The organism is Enterobacter cloacae complex sp. 385G4, from assembly GCF_057320665.1.
Genome location: NZ_JBXWDD010000001.1, coordinates 1,176,392 through 1,191,428 on the forward strand (window position 1 = coordinate 1,176,392; position 15,037 = coordinate 1,191,428).

Consider the following 15,037-nt stretch of genomic DNA (forward strand, 5'->3'; position numbering starts at 1 on the left):
GGGAGTCAGTTTTGTTTCTCTACACGAATAACGTAAACCACCAGGATTTAAGAGGTGCGCAATGAGTGCAACAGCATCGACAGCGCCGCAGAATAAATCACTCGAGTGGATGAACCGCCTTCGCGCGAATCCTAAAATCCCGTTGATCGTGGCAGGCGCTGCCGCAATTGCGATCCTTGTAGCGATGGTCCTGTGGGCGAAAAGCCCTGATTACCGCACGCTCTACAGCAACCTTTCCGATCAGGATGGCGGCGCCATCGTCACCCAGCTTACCCAGATGAACATCCCGTATCGCTTTGCCGATAATGGCGGTGCGCTTGAGGTACCGGCGGATAAAGTGCACGAGCTGCGTCTGCGCCTGGCACAGCAGGGCCTGCCAAAGGGCGGTGCGGTCGGCTTTGAGCTGCTGGACCAGGAAAAATTCGGCATCAGCCAGTTCAGCGAGCAGGTGAACTACCAGCGTGCGCTGGAAGGCGAGCTGGCCCGCACCATTGAAACGTTAGGCCCGGTAAAGAGTGCCCGCGTGCACCTGGCAATGCCTAAACCCTCTTTATTTGTTCGGGAACAGAAATCCCCTTCAGCTTCCGTTACCGTGAACCTCGAACCCGGCCGCGCGCTGGACGAAGGGCAAATCAGCGCGGTAACACATCTCGTCTCCAGCGCCGTCGCCGGCCTGCCGCCGGGTAACGTGACGCTGGTGGATCAAAGCGGACACCTGCTGACGCAATCCAATACCGCCGGGCGTGACCTGAACGACGCGCAGCTGAAATACGCCGCCGACGTTGAAAGCCGTCTCCAGCGCCGCATCGAAGCGATCCTCGGCCCGGTGGTGGGCAACAGCAACGTGCACGCCCAGGTGACCGCGCAGATTGACTTCTCTAATAAAGAACAAACCGAAGAGCAATACAGCCCGAACGGTGATGCGGCTCAGGCGGTCATGCGTTCACGCCAGATCAACTCCAGCGAACAGATCGGCGGCGCCTATCCTGGCGGCGTGCCGGGCGCGCTCTCTAACCAGCCAGCGCCGGCAAACGCGGCGCCAATTTCCACGCCGCCGGCCAACCAGCAGAACAGTCAGCAAAATAATCAGCAGACCACCTCAACGACCAATAACGCCGGTCCGCGCTCCAGCAGCCGTAACGAAACCACGAACTATGAAGTGGACCGGACGATCCGCCACACTAAGCTGAACGTGGGCGATATTCAGCGTCTTTCCGTTGCGGTGGTGGTGAACTACAAAACCCTGCCGGACGGCAAACCGTTGCCGTTAACCGCCGAGCAGATGAAGCAGATTGAAAACCTGACCCGCGAAGCGATGGGCTACTCCGAGAAGCGCGGCGATACCCTCAACGTGGTGAACTCTCCGTTTAACTCGGTTGAAGAGACCGGCGGTGAACTGCCGTTCTGGCAACAGCAGGCGTTTATCGACCAGCTGATGTCCGCAGGCCGCTGGCTGCTGGTGCTGATTGTCGCGTGGCTGCTGTGGCGTAAGGGCGTTCGTCCTCAGCTCCAGCGCCGTGCGGAAGCCGAAAAAGCGGCGCGCGAGCAGATGAATACGCGTCAGGAAACGGAAGAAGCGGTTGAAGTTCGCCTCAGCAAAGATGAACAGATGCAGCAGCGTCGTGCTAACCAGCGCATGGGCGCTGAGGTGATGAGCCAGCGCATTCGCGAAATGTCAGATAACGATCCGCGCGTCGTGGCGCTGGTCATCCGCCAGTGGATGGGTAACGAACATGAGTAATACGCTTACGGGCACCGATAAAAGCGTCATCCTGCTGATGACCATTGGCGAAGATCGCGCGGCAGAGGTGTTTAAACACCTCTCCCAGCGAGAAGTGCAAATTCTCAGTGCGGCGATGGCCAACGTGCGTCAAATCTCCAACAAACAGCTGACCGAAGTGCTGTCAGAGTTTGAACAGGAAGCCGAACAGTTTGCCGCGCTGAACGTCAACGCCAACGACTACCTGCGCTCCGTGCTGGTCAAGGCGCTGGGCGAAGAGCGTGCCGCCAGCCTGCTGGAAGACATTCTGGAAACCCGCGATACCGCCAGCGGTATCGAAACGCTCAACTTTATGGAGCCGCAGAGCGCCGCAGACCTGATTCGCGACGAGCACCCGCAGATTATCGCCACCATCCTGGTTCACCTCAAGCGTGGTCAGGCGGCCGATATTCTGGCCCTGTTCGAAGAGCGCCTGCGTCACGACGTGATGCTGCGTATCGCCACCTTCGGCGGCGTTCAGCCGGCCGCGCTGGCGGAGCTGACCGAAGTGCTAAACAACCTGCTCGACGGCCAGAACCTCAAGCGCAGCAAAATGGGCGGCGTGAGAACGGCGGCGGAAATCATCAACCTGATGAAAACGCAGCAGGAAGAAGCCGTCATTTCGGCGGTTCGCGAATTCGACGGCGAGCTGGCGCAGAAAATCATCGACGAGATGTTCCTGTTCGAAAACCTCGTCGAAGTGGACGACCGCAGCATCCAGCGCCTGCTCCAGGAAGTGGATTCCGAGTCGCTGCTTATCGCCCTCAAAGGCGCCGAACAGCCGCTGCGCGAGAAGTTCCTGCGCAACATGTCCCAGCGTGCGGCCGATATCCTTCGCGACGACCTTGCCAACCGCGGCCCGGTGCGTCTGTCTCAGGTGGAAAACGAACAGAAAGCCATCCTGCTTATTGTTCGTCGTCTGGCGGAAACCGGCGAGATGGTGATTGGCAGCGGAGACGACACCTATGTCTAATGAGCTGTCGTGGAAGCGCTGGACGCCGGACGATCTGGCCCCTCCCCTTGCCGAATTCACGCCCGCGGTGGTCTCGCCCACAGAGCCCGACGCGGACGTTGAACAGCCCGAGCTGAGCGAAGAGGAGCAGCAAGCGCAGATGCTGGCGCAGCTGCAAATGCAGGCGCACGAGCAGGGCTATAACGCCGGTCTGAACGAAGGCCGCCAGAAGGGGCACGATCTGGGGTACCAGGAAGGCCTGGCGAAAGGGTTAGAGCACGGCATCGATCAGGCGCGCCAGCAGCAGGCGCCGATCCATGCCCGCATGCAGCAGCTGGTCAGCGAGTTCCAGCACACGCTGGACGCGCTGGACAGCGTGATTGCCTCGCGTCTGATGCAGATGGCGCTGGAGGCGGCGCGTCAGGTTATCGGCCAGACGCCCGTGGTGGATAACACCGCGCTGATCAAACAAATTCAGGGTCTGCTTCAGCAGGAGCCGCTGTTCAGCGGCAAACCGCAGCTGCGCGTCCACCCGGACGATCTGCAGCGCGTTGAAGAGAGCCTGGGCGCAACGCTTAGCCTGCACGGCTGGCGTCTGCGCGGCGACCCATCCTTACACCACGGCGGATGCAAAGTCTCTGCCGATGAAGGCGACCTGGATGCCAGCGTCGCCACCCGCTGGCAGGAACTGTGTCGCCTGGCGGCACCGGGAGTCGTCTGATGACCGCACGCCTTACCCGCTGGCTCACCACGCTCGACAACTTTGAGACGAAGATGGCGCAACTGCCATCTGTTCGTCGTTATGGGCGACTGACGCGCGCCACCGGTCTGGTACTGGAGGCCACCGGCCTGCAGCTTCCTCTGGGTGCGACCTGCGTCATTGAGCGTCAGGATGGGCAGGAAACGCGTGAAGTGGAAAGCGAAGTGGTCGGGTTTAACGGCCAGCGCCTGTTCCTGATGCCGCTTGAAGAGGTGGAAGGCATATTGCCCGGCGCGCGCGTTTACGCGAAAAACATCAGCGGCGACGGGCTGCAAAGCGGGAAACAGCTGCCGCTTGGCCCTGCCCTGCTCGGCCGCGTGCTGGACGGCAGCGGGAAGCCGCTGGATGGCCTGCCCGCGCCGGACACCACCGAAACCGGCGCGCTGATTACCCAGCCGTTCAATCCCCTGCAGCGTACCCCTATTGAGCACGTGCTGGATACCGGCGTGCGTCCGATTAACGCCCTGCTCACCGTAGGGCGCGGACAGCGCATGGGCCTGTTCGCCGGTTCCGGCGTCGGGAAATCCGTCCTGCTCGGCATGATGGCGCGCTATACCCAGGCCGACGTGATCGTCGTGGGGCTGATCGGCGAGCGTGGTCGCGAAGTAAAAGACTTTATTGAAAACATTCTGGGTGCGGAAGGCCGCGCCCGCTCGGTGGTGATCGCCGCGCCGGCGGACGTGTCGCCACTGCTGCGTATGCAGGGTGCCGCCTACGCCACCCGTATCGCCGAAGATTTTCGTGACCGCGGCAAGCACGTGCTGCTGATCATGGACTCCCTCACCCGCTACGCGATGGCTCAGCGTGAAATCGCGCTGGCCATCGGCGAGCCGCCGGCCACCAAAGGCTATCCGCCTTCGGTCTTCGCCAAACTTCCGGCGCTGGTAGAGCGTGCGGGGAACGGCATCAGCGGCGGCGGCTCCATCACCGCGTTCTATACGGTGCTGACCGAGGGCGACGACCAGCAGGACCCGATTGCCGACTCCGCGCGCGCGATCCTGGACGGCCATATCGTGCTGTCGCGCCGCCTGGCCGAAGCCGGGCACTACCCGGCGATTGATATTGAAGCGTCCATCAGCCGTGCGATGACGGCATTGATTACCGAGAAGCACTACGCCCGCGTGCGTAACTTCAAACAACTGCTTTCCAGCTTCCAGCGCAACCGCGATCTGGTCAGCGTGGGGGCGTATGCCAAAGGCAGCGACCCGATGCTCGACAAGGCGATTAGCCTGTGGCCGCAGCTGGAGGCGTTTTTACAACAGGGCATTTTTGAGCGTGCCGACTGGGAAGATTCAATCCAGGCGCTGGAGCTGATTTTCCCGCAGGTGTAACACAGGTGGAGGGCGAAGGTCATGGCGCAAAACAGCGCGTTATCAACGCTGAAAGATCTGGCTGAAAAAGAAGTTGATGATGCCGCATTGCAGCTTGGCACAATGCGACGCGGGTGCCAGCAGGCTGAAGAACAGTTGAAGATGTTAATCGACTATCAGCATGAATATCGCACCAACCTCAATACCGATATGACGCAGGGCATTGGCAGCCAGCGCTGGATTAACTATCAGCAGTTTATCCAGACGCTCGAGAAGGCGATAGAGCAGCACCGCCAGCAGCTAAACCAGTGGACCCAAAAAGTCGATACCGCGCTGAATTTCTGGCGCGAGAAAAAACAGCGGCTGCAGGCCTGGCAGACCTTACAGGACCGGCAGATTGCAGCCTCGACCCTGGCGGAAAACCGCCTGGATCAGAAGAAAATGGATGAGTTTGCCCAGCGCGCATCAATGAGGAAACCGGAATGATCACACTGCAACAACTGCTCATGAGCGACAGCGACCTGTCAGGCGGGATGCAAACAGGGAAAGGCACCGAGGGTGCACAAGACTTTCTCTCCCTGCTGGCGGGCGCCCTGACGGATACAACGGGCAAGGGCAACGATGCGCCGCTCACCCTGGCGGACCTGAAAGCCGCCGGCAGCAAGCTGTCGAAAGTCGCGCAGGATGCCAAAGGCGATACCGCTCTGCAGGCCAAAATTGCCGACCTGCTCTCGCGTCAGCCTGCGCTGAATGGCGTTGAAACGTCGGAGTCTGCGCCGCTTGAAACGTTGGTCTCCGGGCTGGTGCCGCTGTCAAAGGGCGACGCGCTGAAGACGCTCACTGCGGCCAACGGTAAAGATGACGCTAAAACCGAGCTGAGCGAAGAAGAGCTGGCGGGGCTAAGCGCGCTGATGGCGATGCTGCCGCACCAGCAGACGACCACCTCTCGTGCGGCAGGCAGCGACGGCGTTCACGCCACCTCGGCGCTGAGTTCAGCAACGCTTTCGCAAAACGGTGCGGGACAGCCGCCGTCCCTGAACGCGCCTGCGGGAAGCCATGATAAAGCGCAGCTTTCTGCGTCCTATCAGAGCCAGGCGAAGAACATCGGTCCGGATCTCGCCGCCAACGCGCCAGCCACACCGGTCGTGGCCGCAGCCGCTGAGAAGCAGGACTTCGCCAGCGCCTCCTCGTCATCTTCGCCGACCGCTACCCTGGCGCCGATTATCTCCAGCCATGCGGCCAGCCAGCCTGCCGCAACTGTTGCCACCGCCCCGGTGCTAAGCCAGCCTCTGGGCACACATGAATGGCAGCAGTCCCTGAGCCAGCACATCACCCTGTTCACTAAGCAGGGCCAGCAGACGGCGGAGCTGCGCCTGCACCCGGAAGATCTGGGCCAGGTGCAAATCTCGCTGAAGCTGGACGATAACCAGGCACAGCTGCAGATGGTCTCTGCGCACAGCCACGTACGCGCGGCGCTGGAAGCCGCGCTGCCGGTCCTGCGGACCTCGCTGGCGGAGAACGGCATTCAGCTTTCTCAAAGCAGCGTCAGCAGCGAGAGCTTTGCCGGGCAACAACAGTCTTCATCCCAGCAGCACCATGCTTCACGCCCGGGCCAGCACGGCGGTTTTAATGAAGAGAGCGATGAGCTCCTGCCGACCCCTGCCGCCCTGCAATCCGCGGCGCGCGGTAACGGTGCCGTAGACATCTTCGCCTAAACGCCAGAGGTAGCGTGATTATCCCCGTCTTTTCCACGCTTTGACGACGGCAGGACACGGGATAATCACCTTATTAAGCTGTACCGAAACAGGAAGCTCGTATCAGATGACAGACTCCGCTATCACCAAAAAAAGCAAGCGTTCCATCTGGATCCCGCTGCTGGTGTTGATCACGCTCGCCGCCTGCGCTACCGCGGGCTATAGTTACTGGCGTATGCAGCAGGAACCTTCAACCGCTGCGGCCAAAGCCGAACCTGCCCCACCGCCGGCGCCGGTCTTTTTCCCTCTGGACACCTTCACCGTTAACCTCGGTGATGCGGATCGCGTGCTGTATGTCGGTATTACGCTGCGCCTGAAGGACGAAGCAACCCGCGCGCGCCTGAACGATTATCTGCCGGAAGTGCGTAGCCGCCTTCTCCTGCTGTTTTCTCGTCAGGACGCCTCCGCGCTGGCTACCGACGTGGGTAAGCAAAAGCTGGTCGACGCCATCAAGCAGACGCTGGCCACCCCGCTGGTAAACGGTCAACCTAAGCAGGAAGTCACTGACGTTCTGTACACAGCCTTTATTCTGCGGTAACGACATGGGCGACAGTATTCTTTCTCAGGCAGAAATCGACGCGCTGCTTAACGGCGACAGCGATAAGAGTGACGACCCGCAACCGGGTCTCACCGGCGACGATAATATTCGTCCTTACGATCCCAATACCCAGCGTCGCGTGGTACGTGAACGTCTGCAGGCGCTGGAGATCATTAACGAACGTTTTGCACGTCAGTTCCGTATGGGGCTGTTTAACCTGCTGCGTCGTAGCCCGGATATCACGGTCGGTGCGATCCGCATCCAGCCGTATCATGAGTTTGCCCGCAACCTGCCGGTGCCAACCAACCTTAACCTGATTCATCTGAAGCCGCTGCGCGGCACCGGTCTGGTGGTGTTTTCCCCAAGCCTGGTGTTCATCGCGGTGGATAACCTGTTCGGCGGCGACGGGCGTTTTCCGACCAAAGTGGAAGGTCGTGAATTCACCCACACCGAGCAGCGCGTCATTAACCGCATGCTGAAGCTGGCGCTGGAATCCTACAGCGACGCGTGGAAAGCGATTAACCCGCTGGAAGTGGAGTACGTCCGTTCTGAGATGCAGGTGAAATTTACCAATATCACCACCTCCCCGAACGATATCGTCGTCAATACGCCGTTCCACGTGGAGATCGGTAACCTGACCGGTGAGTTCAACATCTGCCTGCCGTTCAGCATGATTGAACCGCTGCGCGAGCTGCTGGTTAACCCGCCGCTGGAGAACTCACGCAACGAAGATCAGAACTGGCGTGAAAACCTGGTGCGCCAGGTGCAGCACTCGCAGCTGGAGCTGGTGGCGAACTTCGCCGACATTTCGATGCGGTTATCCCAGATCCTGAAATTACAACCCGGCGACGTTTTGCCGATAGACAAACCCGACCGCATTATTGCCCACGTAGATGGTGTCCCCGTACTTACAAGCCAGTACGGCACGATTAACGGTCAGTATGCGTTACGCGTTGAGCACTTGATCAACCCGATTTTGAATTCGCTGAATGAGGAACAGCCCAAATGAGTGACATGAACAATCCGTCCGATGAAAACAGCGGAGCACTGGACGATCTGTGGGCTGACGCGTTAAACGAGCAAAAAACGACTCCGACAAAAAGCGCGGCGGACGCGGTATTCCAGCAGTTAGGCGGCGGCGACGTCAGCGGCACGCTGCAGGACATCGACCTGATTATGGACATCCCGGTTAAGCTGACCGTTGAACTGGGACGCACCCGGATGACCATTAAAGAGCTGCTGCGCCTCACGCAGGGTTCAGTTGTGGCCCTTGACGGCCTGGCCGGCGAGCCGCTGGATATTCTGATCAACGGTTATCTGATTGCCCAGGGTGAAGTGGTGGTGGTTGCCGATAAATACGGCGTGCGCATCACCGACATCATCACCCCGTCTGAACGCATGCGTCGTCTGAGCCGTTAAGCATGAAAACCCAGGCAACAATATCACAGCCTTCCGCCGTTCCCGGCTCCCCGCTGCTCCAGGTGAGCGGGGCGCTGTTCGGTATTATTGCCTTTATTCTTATCGCCGCCTGGCTGGCAAAGCGTTTTGGCCTGGCGGGTAAAACTGCCGGCACCCGCGGCCTGAAGGTCAGCGCCAGCACGACGCTTGGGCCGCGCGAACGCGTGGTCATCGTCGATGTGGAAGATGCGCGTCTGGTTCTGGGCGTAACCGGCTCAAACATCAACGTATTACATAAACTGCCGCCCGCCCCGGTCACGGTGGACGAGCGCGCACAAGCCCCTGCGGATTTTCAGTCCGTCATGAAGAGTTTGCTTAAGCGTTCCGGGAGAACCTGATGCGCCGTTTGTTATCCCTGACGCTTGCGGGCGTTGGCCTGTTTGCTCCTGCGGTTTATGCGCAGCTGCCCGGTCTGGTCTCCACGCCGATTGCGGGTGGCGGCCAGAGCTGGTCGCTCCCGGTTCAGACGCTGGTCTTCATCACCTCGCTGACCTTTATTCCGGCCATTCTGCTGATGATGACCAGCTTTACCCGCATCATCATCGTTTTTGGTCTGCTGCGAAACGCGCTGGGCACCCCTTCGGCGCCGCCAAACCAGGTTCTGCTCGGGCTGGCGCTGTTTTTGACCTTTTTCATCATGTCGCCGGTGATCGATAAGATTTATACCGACGCCTACCAGCCGTTCAGCGAAGACAAAATTTCGATGCAGGAGGCGCTGGAAAAAGGCGCGCAGCCGCTGCGGGAATTTATGCTGCGCCAGACGCGCGAGGCGGACCTGGCCCTCTTCGCCCGCCTGTCCAACACCGGCGAGCTGCAGGGCCCGGAAGCGGTACCGATGCGCATTCTGCTGCCGGCCTATGTCACCAGCGAGCTGAAAACCGCGTTCCAGATTGGCTTTACCATCTTTATCCCGTTCCTGATTATCGACCTGGTGATCGCCAGCGTCCTGATGGCGCTCGGGATGATGATGGTGCCGCCTGCCACCATTGCCCTGCCCTTTAAGATCATGCTTTTTGTGCTGGTCGACGGCTGGCAGCTGCTGGTCAGCTCGCTGGCGCAAAGTTTTTACAGTTAAGGAACGGTAATGACACCCGAATCGGTCATGATGATGGGCACGGAAGCGATGAAAATCGCCATTGCCGTTGCCGCGCCGCTGCTGCTTGTCGCGCTGGTTACCGGCCTGATTATCAGTATTCTTCAGGCCGCCACGCAGATTAACGAAATGACGCTGTCGTTCATCCCGAAAATCATCGCCGTGTTCGTGGCGATTATCGTGGCCGGGCCGTGGATGCTGAACCTGCTGCTGGACTATATGCGCAACCTGTTTACCAATCTGCCGTACATCATCGGCTGACCTGACGATGCTGCACTTCACCAGCGACCAGTGGGTTCAGTGGCTCGGCGTCTATTTCTGGCCGATGCTGCGCATTCTGGCGCTGATCTCCACCGCCCCCATTCTCAGCGAGAAATCGATCCCCAAGCGCGTTAAGGTGGGGCTGGGCATTATCATCACCATTATCGTCGCCCCTTCCCTGCCACCGGTGGATATTCCCATCTTCTCGGTTAACGCAATATGGGTCGCTTTACAGCAGGTGATGATTGGCGTCGCCGTGGGCTTTACCATGCAGCTCGCCTTCGCCGCCGTGCGCACGGCCGGTGAGTTGATTGGCCTGCAGATGGGATTATCGTTCGCCACGTTTGTCGATCCCGGCAGCCATCTCAACATGCCGGTGCTGGCGCGCATCATCGATCTGCTCGCGATGCTGCTGTTTCTGTCGCTCAACGGTCATCTGTGGCTCATCTCCATGCTGGTGGATACTTTCCATACGCTGCCGATCGGTGATAACCCGGTCAACAGCAATGCCTTCCTCGCGCTGACCCGCGCGGCGGGGCTGATCTTCCTCAACGGTCTGATGTTGGCTCTGCCGATCATCACGCTGCTGCTCACCGTCAACCTGGCATTAGGCTTACTGAACAGAATGGCACCGCAGCTCTCGGTGTTTGTGATTGGTTTTCCGCTAACGTTGACGGTCGGAATTTTATTAATGTCACTACTGATGCCCCTTATCGCCCCCTTCTGTGAACATTTATTCGGCGAGATATTCAATCTGTTAGCGGATATTGTCAGCGAATTGCCACGTAAATAATAGTCCTCACGATCGCTATTGTCTTTCTGAGGATATTCCTAAAATAAAACGCGAAAAACATCTTCCAGGATATATCTGACGCGGTTTAAATGTTTCTAACCACCTCACAATACTTAATATTTACTTTACTTTAAGAAGATTCCTGGCAAATTATACGTAACTTTACGGGATAGTGAGTCCGCCTGAAAGTCTTTGTCATGCTCACAGGTTTATTATTTTTTTCCATCCCGTATGGCTGTTTTGAGCTCTCAGGCAGATGGTGAATTATCGTTACGCATTGAGTGAGGGTATGCCATGTCAACGATCATTATGGATTTATGCAGCTACACCCGGCTAGGGTTAACCGGGTACCTGGCAAGCAGAGGGGTAAGAAAGAGAGACATCAACGATGCACACACCGTTGAAGAACTCGCAGCCGCTTGTGACGAACTCAAACCAGGCGTGGTGTTTATTAATGAGGACTGTTTCATTCACGATCCAGCCAACAGTCAGCACATTAAGCAAATCATTAATCAGCATCCAAAAACCCTGTTTATTGTTTTTATGGCGATCGCGAATATCCATTTCGATGAGTATTTGTTGGTCCGTAAAAATTTATTGATCAGTTCTAAGTCGATTAAACCCGAGTCGCTGGATGACATTCTGGGTGATTATTTGAATAAAGAAGTTAAAAATGTAGGAGCGGTTAACTTACCCACCCTTTCATTAAGCAGGACTGAATCAAGTATGCTGCGAATGTGGATGGCTGGACAAGGAACTATTCAGATCTCTGACCAGATGAATATTAAAGCGAAAACCGTTTCGTCACACAAAGGAAATATTAAAAGGAAAATTAAAACGCATAATAAGCAAGTGATCTATCACGTGGTACGTCTGACCGATAATGTGACGAACGGGATTTTCGTCAACATGCGTTAGTGGCTTAAACCCCTTTGCACCCTACCTTTGATCTCTGGCCTGGCCAGAGATTTTTGCTTTTGCGGACGTGGTCGGGCACGCGCAATGCTACCCGACGCCGTACTACTCCGCTTTCTCAACAAAAATGCCGTCCGGATGCCCCAGTTCGTTAAAAAACCAGATACCGAGCGGGTAGTCTTCCAGTGAGACCAGGTACATTGTGCCTTCACTAAACTCTTCAATTGCCAGCACCACCCCCGGGCGGCGCGGCCCACCGTCCGTTTTAACGGTTACCCGATCGTTGACCTTCATACATTCCTCCTCTGGTTTTGAGCCAGTGTAGAACAAAACGCAAAAACACACATCGCCGCACGGCGTGAATGGCGTTTTTATACACAGTCTATACTTACCGTGGACACGGTTTAATGAGGAGCCCCGTAATGAAGACCGATAAAGAGTACAGCGACACCATCAAACGCGAGGTCGAGGTGGATGTCGATGCCCTGCTGGCCGCCATCAATGAGATCAGTGAGTCAGAAGTCCGCCGCACAAACGATGGTTCGGACCACGTCATTGTTAACGGGAGGGATTATCACACCTACCGCGAGCTGGCGGAGGCCTTCGAGCTGGATATTCATGACTTTAGCGTATCTGAAGCAAATCGTTAACACGAAAAAAATCCCGGTCATGGGGATGGCCGGGATCAAAACTTGCTTATGCAAGAAGCACTTGAAAATTCGTTACACCAGGAAATCTGATGTACAAACAACACTATCCCCAACGATTTTGCATGACAAGCATATATTCTTACGGCGAATATAATATTTTTAACATAATCGTTTTGGTTATGAGCAACAACATACGCCGAATGCGGGTTTGGCTGGATCGGTTCTCCTCAATTCGGTTTGAGCCCAGATATTTTTTAGGAATATTCTTAGATTAAGGTTCATTCGTTTTCGGGAGTTACTATGCTTTCACTCCGGGGTCCCCTGCTGATTTTTTCCGATCTGGATGGATCGCTGCTGGATATTCATACCTATGAGTGGCAGCCCGCGATGCCGTGGCTGGATAAACTGCAGGATAACCAGGTACCGGTGATTCTTTGCAGCAGCAAGAGCGCGGCAGAGATGCTGGATATTCAGCAGGATCTGGGTCTGGAAGGGTTACCGTTTATCGCTGAGAACGGCGCGGTGATTCAGCCTGACGTGCGCTGGGAAATGGGTCAGCACCACATCAACGGCATGACGCACCGGGAGATTCGTCCGCTTATTGAGCAAATCCGCCAGCAGGCGGGCTTCAAATTCACCACCTTTGACGACGTGGACGAACGCGTCATTAGCGAATGGACGGGGGTGACCCGCTACCGGGCGGCGCTTGCCCGCAAGCATGACGCCTCCGTCACGCTCATCTGGCGTGATTCCGACGAAGCCATGGCCCGGTTTGAAGCGGCGCTGGCGCAACGCGGGCTGAAATGCCTGCAGGGAGCCCGTTTCTGGCATATTCTTGATGCCGGCTGCGGTAAGGACGTTGCGGCTAACTGGCTAATCGCGCAGTACCGTGAACGGGAAAATATTGAACCCACGACCCTGGGGCTCGGCGATGGGCCGAACGACGCGCCGCTGCTGGACAGCGTGGACTTCGCGGTGGTGATTAAGGGGATAAACCGCCAGGGTATTACGTTACGGGACGATAACCCCCGCCGGGTTTATCACACCCGGCAGGCGGGACCGCTCGGCTGGCAGGAGGGGCTGGATCATTTTTTGTCATGATCGTGCCAGACAACCCGGTTACGTCCGTCCTGTTTAGCTTTATATAACCGGGCATCCGCCACGGACTGCAGCTGTTCGAAATCGTAATTTCCGTTTTCCCGGGCGCTGCTGACGCCGAGTGACGCGCTGATACGCAGGGTCGTACTCTTCTTCACCAGAATCTCCTTGCTGTTGATTCGGCAGCGAATACGCTCCGCGACGCCTCTCGCCTCCTCAAGACCGAGCCCCGGCAGGACGATACAAAACTCTTCCCCGCCCACGCGTCCTGCCACGTCGTTTTTACGCAAGGCGCTGGAAATCAGCCCTGCAGAGTGGGAAAGCACCTTATCACCGGCCTGGTGACCGAACCGATCGTTGACGCTTTTAAAATGGTCGAGGTCTAACTGAATGACCGAGAACGGCAACGACTGTTGATGACACTTCTTCGCCAGCAGTTTCGCGCGTTCGAACAGCGCGCCGCGATTATTCAGGCGGGTTAGCGGGTCGTGCCAGGCCTGCCACTTGAGCGAGTGCTGCAGCGTATACATATTGCTGACCATCCGGCGGATCACCAGCCACGAAATCAGCAGCATCGCGGTAAAAAGCGCCCACAGTAATGCCAGTACGATACTGATGCTGCCGAAGTCGCCCTGTACCCCTTCCTGCAGAGTATGGACACGCAAAACCAGGCCATCAAAATGATCGAGCCGCTGCCAACTGATGAAACGGCTGCCGAGGCGGATGCCACCGCCAGTATCGTGCTCGATCGCCTGCGCTATCTGCGCGAGTTCGCGTTCATCGAAATGGTTCACCTGTTTATCTGTCTTTTCAGAGGTGGCAATCATATTGAGCCGGGAGTCGTACAGCTTATACTCCCCCTCCGTACGGTCGTCCGTCGCCTCTGCCAGCAGGCGTTGCATCGTATTCAGCGAAAAATCCATCGCCACCACGCCATACCAGTAGCGATTGAAATAGATGGGGACGCTGGCAGTGATCGTTCGCTCGTCACCGGTCCAGGATGACGGCGTGGAGATAAACCAGCGCACCGCGCGGGAGCGATTGTTACGTTCCGACTGCTGGGTAAACCAGGACTGCGTGACCAGGTGATAATAGCGGGGGATAATATCGCTCGCCTCTGTTAGCGTATCCGTCGAAAGATAAAACCCGGCGCGTGAAACGTAGATCACCCGCGATTCACTATGCCTGCTTGACGTCGCCAGCCTGAGCAGATAACCCACCTCAAGCGCGGCTGAAATTTCATTGCTGATGCGTTCAGCGTCCCGGTTCAGAATCGACGTTTTTTCAACAAACGCATCCGAGACGCCGTTAATCGGAAGTGTGCGATTTTTGTCAACGAGGAGCTGCCAGGTGGGACGCATGCGTAATGCGTTAAAGTGCGATACTGCATCGTGCATAACATTGAAGGCCAGCGGCGTCTGTAGCGCATCGCGCATGCTCTGGCGAAATAACAGCATTTTATCCACGCTGTACTGCAGCGGCCTGTCCAGCGAGCTGGCCACGGTTTCCAGGTGGTTGCGCTGGCTGGAAATATACGCCTCTTCGAGGACCACCACTTCACGCCAGGTCAGGAGGGTTGAAAATACCAGAACAGTGATAAAACAGAGGTTAACAATCAAACCCGGATTGCTACGCTTATGCAGCCATTGCAGAAAGGATCGTCTTACAACAAAGGTATCGCGCTGCACACACACTC

Annotated in this window: 17 protein-coding genes and 1 pseudogene; 16 read left to right on the forward strand and 2 right to left on the reverse strand. The window is 57.2% G+C overall.

The genetic code is table 11. The features are described 5' to 3' along the window. The first annotated feature begins 61 nt into the window (after nucleotides 1-61). The 14 genes and pseudogenes from fliF (at nucleotide 62) to rcsA (ending at nucleotide 11,596) form a co-directional block, all read left to right on the forward strand. Nucleotides 62-1,741, forward strand: a complete 1,680-nt coding sequence (gene fliF, locus AC2FAJ_RS05835; RefSeq protein WP_150144302.1) for a flagellar basal-body MS-ring/collar protein FliF — start codon at nucleotides 62-64, stop codon at nucleotides 1,739-1,741. Continuing rightward, nucleotides 1,734-2,732, forward strand: a complete 999-nt coding sequence (gene fliG / locus AC2FAJ_RS05840) for a flagellar motor switch protein FliG (protein ID WP_014832476.1) — start codon at nucleotides 1,734-1,736, stop codon at nucleotides 2,730-2,732. The genes fliF and fliG overlap by 8 nt, the downstream gene beginning before the upstream one ends. Continuing rightward, entirely contained in the window at nucleotides 2,725-3,432 is a 708-nt protein-coding gene (fliH, locus tag AC2FAJ_RS05845; protein ID WP_163332567.1) for a flagellar assembly protein FliH, read from the forward strand. Before fliG ends, fliH begins: the two co-directional genes overlap by 8 nt. Beyond that, entirely contained in the window at nucleotides 3,432-4,802 is a 1,371-nt protein-coding gene (fliI, locus tag AC2FAJ_RS05850) for a flagellar protein export ATPase FliI (protein ID WP_023330814.1), read from the forward strand. Before fliH ends, fliI begins: the two co-directional genes overlap by 1 nt. 21 nt (nucleotides 4,803-4,823) lie before the next feature. Further along, complete coding sequence (gene fliJ / locus AC2FAJ_RS05855) at nucleotides 4,824-5,267, forward strand: flagellar export protein FliJ (protein WP_485453917.1); 444 nt, start codon at nucleotides 4,824-4,826, stop codon at nucleotides 5,265-5,267. Beyond that, nucleotides 5,264-6,496 carry a flagellar hook length control protein FliK gene (fliK, locus tag AC2FAJ_RS05860; protein ID WP_485453918.1) on the forward strand — a complete coding sequence of 411 codons (1,233 nt, stop codon included), beginning with the start codon at nucleotides 5,264-5,266 and terminating at the stop codon, nucleotides 6,494-6,496. Before fliJ ends, fliK begins: the two co-directional genes overlap by 4 nt. A gap of 106 nt (nucleotides 6,497-6,602) precedes the next feature. Beyond that, a complete protein-coding gene (fliL, locus tag AC2FAJ_RS05865) occupies nucleotides 6,603-7,073 on the forward strand; it encodes a flagellar basal body-associated protein FliL (protein WP_021241388.1) in 471 nt (156 codons plus the stop codon). Nucleotides 7,074-7,077: 4 nt separating this feature from the next. After that, nucleotides 7,078-8,082 carry a flagellar motor switch protein FliM gene (gene fliM, locus AC2FAJ_RS05870; RefSeq protein WP_028013703.1) on the forward strand — a complete coding sequence of 335 codons (1,005 nt, stop codon included), beginning with the start codon at nucleotides 7,078-7,080 and terminating at the stop codon, nucleotides 8,080-8,082. Next, a complete protein-coding gene (gene fliN / locus AC2FAJ_RS05875; RefSeq protein ID WP_003859592.1) occupies nucleotides 8,079-8,492 on the forward strand; it encodes a flagellar motor switch protein FliN in 414 nt (137 codons plus the stop codon). Before fliM ends, fliN begins: the two co-directional genes overlap by 4 nt. Nucleotides 8,493-8,494: 2 nt before the next feature. Beyond that, the gene (gene fliO, locus AC2FAJ_RS05880; protein ID WP_045260352.1) at nucleotides 8,495-8,869 is read left to right on the forward strand and encodes a flagellar biosynthetic protein FliO; all 375 of its coding nucleotides are present in this window, start codon (nucleotides 8,495-8,497) and stop codon (nucleotides 8,867-8,869) included. After that, a complete protein-coding gene (fliP, locus tag AC2FAJ_RS05885) occupies nucleotides 8,869-9,606 on the forward strand; it encodes a flagellar type III secretion system pore protein FliP (protein WP_028013705.1) in 738 nt (245 codons plus the stop codon). The genes fliO and fliP overlap by 1 nt, the downstream gene beginning before the upstream one ends. Before the next feature lie 9 nt (nucleotides 9,607-9,615). Continuing rightward, entirely contained in the window at nucleotides 9,616-9,885 is a 270-nt protein-coding gene (gene fliQ / locus AC2FAJ_RS05890) for a flagellar biosynthesis protein FliQ (protein WP_008500315.1), read from the forward strand. A 7-nt stretch (nucleotides 9,886-9,892) separates the two neighbouring features. After that, a pseudogene (fliR, locus tag AC2FAJ_RS05895) lies at nucleotides 9,893-10,685 on the forward strand (flagellar biosynthetic protein FliR); the annotation flags it as partial. Between the two features lie 287 nt (nucleotides 10,686-10,972). Next, nucleotides 10,973-11,596, forward strand: coding sequence for a transcriptional regulator RcsA (gene rcsA / locus AC2FAJ_RS05900; protein ID WP_013097740.1), 624 nt, complete (start codon nucleotides 10,973-10,975; stop codon nucleotides 11,594-11,596). Between the two features lie 102 nt (nucleotides 11,597-11,698). Here rcsA and dsrB read toward each other — a convergent pair whose 3' ends face one another. After that, entirely contained in the window at nucleotides 11,699-11,887 is a 189-nt protein-coding gene (gene dsrB / locus AC2FAJ_RS05905) for a protein DsrB (protein ID WP_013097741.1), read from the reverse strand. A gap of 128 nt (nucleotides 11,888-12,015) precedes the next feature. On the opposite strand from dsrB, the gene yodD reads away from it, so the two are divergent. Beyond that, nucleotides 12,016-12,243: a YodD family peroxide/acid resistance protein gene (yodD, locus tag AC2FAJ_RS05910; RefSeq protein WP_028013707.1), complete on the forward strand. Its 228-nt coding sequence runs from the start codon at nucleotides 12,016-12,018 to the stop codon at nucleotides 12,241-12,243. A gap of 300 nt (nucleotides 12,244-12,543) precedes the next feature. Beyond that, on the forward strand, nucleotides 12,544-13,344 hold the full coding sequence (locus AC2FAJ_RS05915) for a mannosyl-3-phosphoglycerate phosphatase-related protein (protein ID WP_485453919.1): 801 nt from the start codon (nucleotides 12,544-12,546) through the stop codon (nucleotides 13,342-13,344). On the opposite strand, the gene dgcQ is transcribed toward AC2FAJ_RS05915, so the two are convergent. Further along, a complete protein-coding gene (dgcQ, locus tag AC2FAJ_RS05920) occupies nucleotides 13,329-15,029 on the reverse strand; it encodes a cellulose biosynthesis regulator diguanylate cyclase DgcQ (protein ID WP_485453920.1) in 1,701 nt (566 codons plus the stop codon). The genes AC2FAJ_RS05915 and dgcQ overlap by 16 nt on opposite strands. Nucleotides 15,030-15,037: the final 8 nt, after the last annotated feature.

Coding starts and splice junctions, on each gene's coding strand:
- fliO (WP_045260352.1), top strand. CDS start 8,495: ATGAAAACCCAGGCAACAATATCACAGCCTTCCGCCGTTCCCGGCTCC.
- fliK (WP_485453918.1), top strand. CDS start 5,264: ATGATCACACTGCAACAACTGCTCATGAGCGACAGCGACCTGTCAGGC.
- fliP (WP_028013705.1), top strand. CDS start 8,869: ATGCGCCGTTTGTTATCCCTGACGCTTGCGGGCGTTGGCCTGTTTGCT.
- fliH (WP_163332567.1), top strand. CDS start 2,725: ATGTCTAATGAGCTGTCGTGGAAGCGCTGGACGCCGGACGATCTGGCC.
- dsrB (WP_013097741.1), bottom strand. CDS start 11,887: ATGAAGGTCAACGATCGGGTAACCGTTAAAACGGACGGTGGGCCGCGC.
- fliL (WP_021241388.1), top strand. CDS start 6,603: ATGACAGACTCCGCTATCACCAAAAAAAGCAAGCGTTCCATCTGGATC.
- fliN (WP_003859592.1), top strand. CDS start 8,079: ATGAGTGACATGAACAATCCGTCCGATGAAAACAGCGGAGCACTGGAC.
- fliI (WP_023330814.1), top strand. CDS start 3,432: ATGACCGCACGCCTTACCCGCTGGCTCACCACGCTCGACAACTTTGAG.
- rcsA (WP_013097740.1), top strand. CDS start 10,973: ATGTCAACGATCATTATGGATTTATGCAGCTACACCCGGCTAGGGTTA.
- fliJ (WP_485453917.1), top strand. CDS start 4,824: ATGGCGCAAAACAGCGCGTTATCAACGCTGAAAGATCTGGCTGAAAAA.
- fliQ (WP_008500315.1), top strand. CDS start 9,616: ATGACACCCGAATCGGTCATGATGATGGGCACGGAAGCGATGAAAATC.
- fliF (WP_150144302.1), top strand. CDS start 62: ATGAGTGCAACAGCATCGACAGCGCCGCAGAATAAATCACTCGAGTGG.
- yodD (WP_028013707.1), top strand. CDS start 12,016: ATGAAGACCGATAAAGAGTACAGCGACACCATCAAACGCGAGGTCGAG.
- AC2FAJ_RS05915 (WP_485453919.1), top strand. CDS start 12,544: ATGCTTTCACTCCGGGGTCCCCTGCTGATTTTTTCCGATCTGGATGGA.
- fliM (WP_028013703.1), top strand. CDS start 7,078: ATGGGCGACAGTATTCTTTCTCAGGCAGAAATCGACGCGCTGCTTAAC.
- fliG (WP_014832476.1), top strand. CDS start 1,734: ATGAGTAATACGCTTACGGGCACCGATAAAAGCGTCATCCTGCTGATG.